General features: G+C 64.2%; 6 protein-coding genes. 1 reads left to right on the top strand and 5 read right to left on the bottom strand.

Annotated elements, in window-relative coordinates; translation table 11 throughout:
- On the top strand, positions 1 to 1,756 hold a 1,756-nt coding region (locus U1E69_RS07595; protein WP_322243751.1), incomplete at its 5' end, for a type IV secretory system conjugative DNA transfer family protein.
- Positions 1,757 to 1,974: 218 nt separating this feature from the next.
- On the opposite strand, the gene hypB is transcribed toward U1E69_RS07595, so the two are convergent.
- The 5 genes from hypB to hypD all read right to left on the bottom strand — a co-directional run.
- Complete coding sequence (gene hypB / locus U1E69_RS07590; RefSeq protein WP_305539936.1) at positions 1,975 to 2,859, bottom strand: hydrogenase nickel incorporation protein HypB; 885 nt, start codon at positions 2,857 to 2,859, stop codon at positions 1,975 to 1,977.
- A gap of 44 nt (positions 2,860 to 2,903) precedes the next feature.
- Positions 2,904 to 3,146, bottom strand: coding sequence for a hydrogenase/urease maturation nickel metallochaperone HypA (locus U1E69_RS07585; RefSeq protein ID WP_305539939.1), 243 nt, complete (start codon positions 3,144 to 3,146; stop codon positions 2,904 to 2,906).
- Positions 3,147 to 3,195: 49 nt separating this feature from the next.
- Entirely contained in the window at positions 3,196 to 3,783 is a 588-nt protein-coding gene (locus U1E69_RS07580; RefSeq protein WP_305539941.1) for a HupE/UreJ family protein, read from the bottom strand.
- Positions 3,784 to 3,813: 30 nt separating this feature from the next.
- Positions 3,814 to 4,860, bottom strand: coding sequence for a hydrogenase expression/formation protein HypE (gene hypE / locus U1E69_RS07575; RefSeq protein ID WP_305539944.1), 1,047 nt, complete (start codon positions 4,858 to 4,860; stop codon positions 3,814 to 3,816).
- Positions 4,857 to 5,811, bottom strand: a 955-nt coding sequence (gene hypD, locus U1E69_RS07570) for a hydrogenase formation protein HypD (protein ID WP_322243750.1), incomplete at its 5' end; no start/stop codon positions are given. The genes hypE and hypD, both read right to left, overlap by 4 nt.

Here is a 5,811-nt window from a genome sequence, read left to right as displayed (position 1 = left end):
AACGATCTATGTGATCACTGCCTTCCGGGAGAGCCTCGATACGCTTAGCCCCATGGGCCCCTGGTTCCTTCGCTACGCCTGGGCCGACCTCGCCGCGCGGCCTTCGGTCCTGCAGGGCGCGCTGATCATCACTGGCGCCGTCACCGTCGCCCTGACGCTCGTCGGATTAGCCGGGGTACATCGCGGCCGCCTCAACCAGTATGACGACGCGCATTTCCAGTCGCGCCGTGAGTTGAAGCGCAACCGCATGGTCGGAACCCTCGATCAGTACGGCTTCATCTTCGGCAAGCTCGGCCTCCCGAAATCCGATGCGCCATTCGTGATGGCGCCGCCCGACCGCTTCCCGCATGCGATGATGATCGCGCCCACGGGCCGGGGGAAAGGCGTGGGCTTCGTCATCCCAAACCTCCTCCACTTCTCAGGCTCGGCGATCATCCTCGACGTGAAGGGTGAAAACTTCGTCAAGACTTCTATCCACCGCGAGCATGGGCTGAAGAACGGCATCTGGTACTTTTCGCCCTTCGATGAGGACCGTGGTTCGCACCGCTTCAACCCGCTTGCCCGGATCGCCGCCCTGCCCTCTGCCGAGCGTCAGTATACCGCGCTGAACTCGATGGCCGATCTCTTCCTCATCCCGGAAGGCGAAAGTGCGCAGAGCTTCTTCAACGCCGGTAAGCGGCTCTTCATCGCCTCTTGCCTTTACGCCATCGAACAGCGCCGCCCAACCTTGGGCTTTACCGGTGAGATCATGGCTGGGGGCGGCGATAAGAAGAAGAGCTACACCGCCATTGCCGAGACCACGAACATCCCGATCGTCTCACGCACCTTCCTCGAGATGGCTGACGTCCCGGAAAAGACCCTCGGCGCCTATGTGTCCGTCATCCAGGGGTCCGGTCTCGAGCTTTGGAACGACCCTGCGGTCGACCGTGTGACCTCCGCCAGCGACTTCGACTTCTCGACCTTCCGCCGCGAACCCCAAAGCCTCTACATTGTCGTCCAGCCCGAGCACCTGAAAACCCTTGCGCCGCTCGTCCGGCTTCTCTTCGCGGATGCCATCGCCTCCCTCCAGCGCCGTGAGCCTGGTCCGGACGAACCCCATGCGGTCATGTTCCTGATGGACGAGTTTGACCAGCTCGGCCGCCAGCCACTTGTCCTCTCTTCCATCAAGACCATCCGCAGTTTCGGCGGCCGGTTCTTCATCATCTCTCAGACCATTCCCGGTCTCGATGACATCTATGGGGAGACCGGGCGGCGCTCTCTGCAAGGCGGCGCTGGTGTGCAGATCTACATGACACCCCAGGATGACCGGACCGCCGAGGTGCTGTCGAACGCCTTGGGGCGGTCTACCATCACTGCCGTGACCGAGAGCCAGTCGCGGGTTCGGGCCTTGGAGGACAGTGCTAATGTCAGCAGGCGTTCCGAGGAGCGTCCGTTGATTTCGGCGAACGAGGTGCTGCGGTTTCCGCTGGACGAGGTGCTGGTGCTGCCCGAGGGGCAGTATCCGATCCGGGCGCGGCACATCCGGTACTACGAGGATCGGCACTTTGCGCCGATTGATCGGGCGCGGAAGGGGAAGGCATTGCCAACTATTCAGGGGAGCGGGGCGGATAGCAGGCTAGCGCCTGTCGGGAAGCTGTCAGGGTTGGCTGCGTCCGCTGGACCTGCGGGCGCCGAGGTCTTCGGAGAAGCGGCACGGGTGTTTCAGGAAATTACGGAGAGCGCCAAACGCACACGGAAAGTGCCGATTCGGGTCTAACCGATGCTTAGTCGCTGAACTTCACCGTATGCTCCTACAGGCAAATTCTGGCCCTCAGCGGTCATTCAGCGCTAAAGTGGCGCTGCGGTGCAAAATCCCATTGGCCGCCGTTAGTGATTACCACTAGCTGTGTCATAATGATCTGCAAAGTGACCACTCCACACTCGGGCCTCCCTTTAGTTCCACACCCGTAGGTCTGGCTTCGGCCAAGCCTCTCGTCAGAATCGTGCTTTCGCCTCTGCCAGAAGGGACTGGAGCCGCTCTGTCCAGGCACCAAAGTTCGCTCCGGTCCGAGCGGAAACCTCGATGATTTCGGCCTTCGGGTTCACAGTCGCGATATTGGCGCGACAGGCGGCCTCGTCAAACCCGACATGAGGGGCAAGGTCCATTTTGTTGATGATCACGATGCCAACGGCGCGGAACATGTGGGGGTATTTCAGCGGCTTGTCTTCGCCCTCGGTCGTCGAGATCACCGCGATCTTCATTGCCTCGCCCAGATCAAACATCGCCGGGCACACGAGGTTGCCGACGTTTTCGATCAACAGGAGCGAGCCCGGTGTGGGGTTTAACGCCCGCGCGGCTTCGGCCACCATGTCGGCCTCGAGATGGCAGCCTGCACCCGTGTTGACCTGAATGGCTGGCGCACCAGCAGCGCGGATGCGGTCGGCGTCGTTGGTGGTCATCTGGTCGCCTTCTATGACGGAAATCGCGACCTGACCTTTCAGCGCCTTGATTGTCGCCTCCAGCAGGGCGGTCTTGCCCGAACCTGGGGAGGAAACGAAGTTCAGCGCCAGCACGCCGCGCCCTTCGAACCAGCCCCGGTTGCGGGCGGCGATGGCATCGTTCTTGCCCAGAATTGCAGCTTCGAGTGCCACATGGTTTCCGGCCGGGCGCTGTTGCAGCACATGATCATGCGGATGATCGTGGCTATGGCCGTGATGCGAGTGATCATGCGCATGATGATGATCATGACCATGCTCGTGATCGTGGTCATGCAAATGGTCATGCGGCAGGCCATGGGCATGCGCAAAGGCATGGGCCTCGGCCAGAGTTTGACCGGCTGCGCGCGAAAGCTGCGTAGCCCCAGTATCTACGTTGGTCATCGAGACTTCGCTCTTTGGATCGGCACAGCCGCAGACACCACACATCACGCTTCCTCCCTGATTTCGAAATCCCGCACGGTGAAAGTGTCGCCCTCGGCGTCGATGAAGCCCAAGGTCGCCCCCGCCAGCACGGTCTTGTCCGTCACGATGTCCCAGCAGAAGGCCAGGGCACCCCGTTCGATGCAGGCGCGCGGCCCGATGGCGACCCGCACGCCTTTTATCGGGCGGCCGCGCGCGTGTTCCTCAACGATGGCAGCGATGCTGCGCGCCATGCCAAGCTCATGCATGGGTCCAGTCCTTCTGATGGGTTGGCGGGGATGGCCCCGCCAACAGCGGTCAGCCCATCAGGATCGCGGCACCGGCGACGGCACCCGCCGCACCCACCAGTCGGCGCGAGTTGAGCGCAAGCCCGCCGCCCAGGCGTTCCAGCGTCCGGCCAAGCACGACCCCAGCCGCATGCAGAAGCGCGGTCGCCACCACAAAACCCGCAGCGTAGCCAAGGAACGACCCGGCAGCGCTTCCTTCAGCGCCATGTGCATGGCCGTGGAAGACCGCGAACACGGCGACCAGCGCCATTGCGGGGCCAACCGGCAGTTTCGCCCCGAAAGCCACGGCAAGGCCCATGACGATGACCGAAAGCGCAATCCCCTGCTCGACCATCGGGAGCGGTGTTCCGAAGTACCCAAGCGCACCGCCCGCCACCATCGCCAGCACAAAGGCCGCTGGCACAGCCCAAAGCGACCGCCCACCAAGCTGCGCCGCAAAGACCCCTACGGCGACCATCGCAAGCACATGGTCCAGCCCGGTCAGCGGGTGCAGAAAGCCGTGCATCGCGTCGATATGTGCGCCGGTTCCGGTATGGGCCATCGCCGCCGCGGGCAGCAAGGCCAGAATGGCGGCAAGGCCGCTGGTCAACTTTTTCATGATCGTCCCTCTCCTGTGTTTTCCATTTGGTCAGCAAATTCTGGGCAGTTGTTCGCCCACCAGCATGTCGACGATACGTCCGCCGCCGAAAACGGTTTTCATGACGACAGTGCGCGGATGGGCGGTGGTGGCGCGTCCGATGATGCAGGCCCCGCGCCCAGCCTTGGTCGCCCGCATGGCGACAAGTGCGGCCTCGGCCTGTTCGGGCGGGGTGAAGAGGACCAGCGTGCCTTCGTTGGCAAGGTACAGAGGATCAAGGCCCAGGATCTCGCAGACCCCTTTCACCTCGGCGCGCAAGGGCAGGTCTGCCTCCATGATCTCGATCCCGACGCCCGCCGCATCGGCGATCTCGTTCAGGGCCGAGGCGAGGCCGCCGCGCGTGGCATCGCGGGCGCAGCGCACGGCGGGGGCTGCGGCCAGAACGGCCTCCATCAGGTGGTTCAGCGGCTGGCAGTCGGACTGGATATCCGTGGTCAGGGCCATGTCGCCGCGCGCGGCAAGGATCGCCGCGCCATGGTCGCCCAGCACACCGTTCACGATAGCCACATCGCCGGGCTGCACCGAGGACGCGATCAGGGTCCGCCCCGGCGGGATCACCCCTACGCCTGAGGTCGTCACAAACACCCCGTCGCCCGAGCCCTTGCCGACCACCTTGGTATCGCCAGTCACGATCCTGACCCCTGCCGCCTCTGCCGCCCTTTGCATGGAGGCCGCAATCCGGCGCAGGGTGGTGATCGGCACGCCTTCCTCGATGATGAAGGCCGCCGACAGCCAAAGGGGCCGCGCGCCGCCCACGGCCAGATCGTTGACCGTGCCGCAGACCGCAATCGTGCCGATGTCGCCGCCCGGAAACTCCATGGGTGAGACGACGAAACTGTCGGTGGTAAAGGCCAGCTGCGCGCCGGGTTCCAGGACCGAGGGGTGCATCAGCCGCGCCTGATCTTCCATTCCGGGGGGTGCGAAGACGGAGGTGAAGACATCCTCGATCAGATCGCGCATCGCCTTGCCGCCGCCGCCATGCGCCAGCGTGACCCGGTCGGACACCACGCGGCGAGCAGGGCGAAGGCCGGCGTTCATACCGCCTCCTCCAGCCTGAGGCCGCCGTACTGGTAATAGGCGGCGCAGGCCCCTTCAGAGCTGACCATCAGCGCGCCAAGCGGCATTTCCGGGGTGCAGCCCTTGCCGAATTGCGGGCAGGCGTGGGGCTTGATCCGGCCGGTCATGACGTCACCGCAGCGGCAGCCTTCGGGTTCGGCCACGGCGCGGGGGCCCTTGCCATAGCCGATGCCGAACTTCACTTCGGCATCGAATGCCGCGTATTTCGGACGAATGCGCAGGCCACTCGCGTCAATCTCACCCAGTCCCCGCCATTCGAAGCTGGGGCGCGGCTCGTAAACCTCGGCGCAGGCGGCGATGCTGACGGGGTTGCCGTCATCGGGCACCACGCGGGCATACTGGTTCTGCACCTCCGCCCGCCCGTCGCGGATCTGTTCCAGCACCATCAGCACCGATTGCAGCAGGTCCAGCGGCTCGAACCCCGCAACCACGATGGGCTTGCCGTAGTCGCGCGCGATGAAGTCATAGGGATGGATGCCGATGACCATCGACACATGGCCGGGGCCGACAAAGCCATCCAGCACCATGTGCGGGTCATCCAGCAGCGCCTTGATCGGCGGCGGCACGGTGATGTGGTTGCAGAAGATCGAGAAATTCGTCTGGTTGTCCGCCGCCGCATCGAAAAGCCGCCCGCAAGAGGTGGAGAGCGGCGTGTTCTGGCCCTTGGCGATCATCGCGTCCAGCGTGGCGCGGGGGATGTCGGAAAGGCGCTGGTGAATCTCCAAACCTTCGAAGTTCAGCGAGAACTCCGCCCAGCCCATCTGTGCCATGAGGTGGGCATAGGCATTCCGCCACGGTTCGCGCACCGCCGCCGCACCGCCCGGCAGGGCCACCGGCTTCAGGCTGCCCGCGCGGCTGTATCCGCGATAGTCGCAGACCAGAAACTCACCGCCCCAGATCGTGCCGTCATCA

The organism is Tabrizicola sp. (genome assembly GCF_034366665.1).
Taxonomy (GTDB): Bacteria; Pseudomonadota; Alphaproteobacteria; order Rhodobacterales; family Rhodobacteraceae; genus Tabrizicola.
This window is presented reverse-complemented; position numbering and strand designations above follow the sequence as displayed.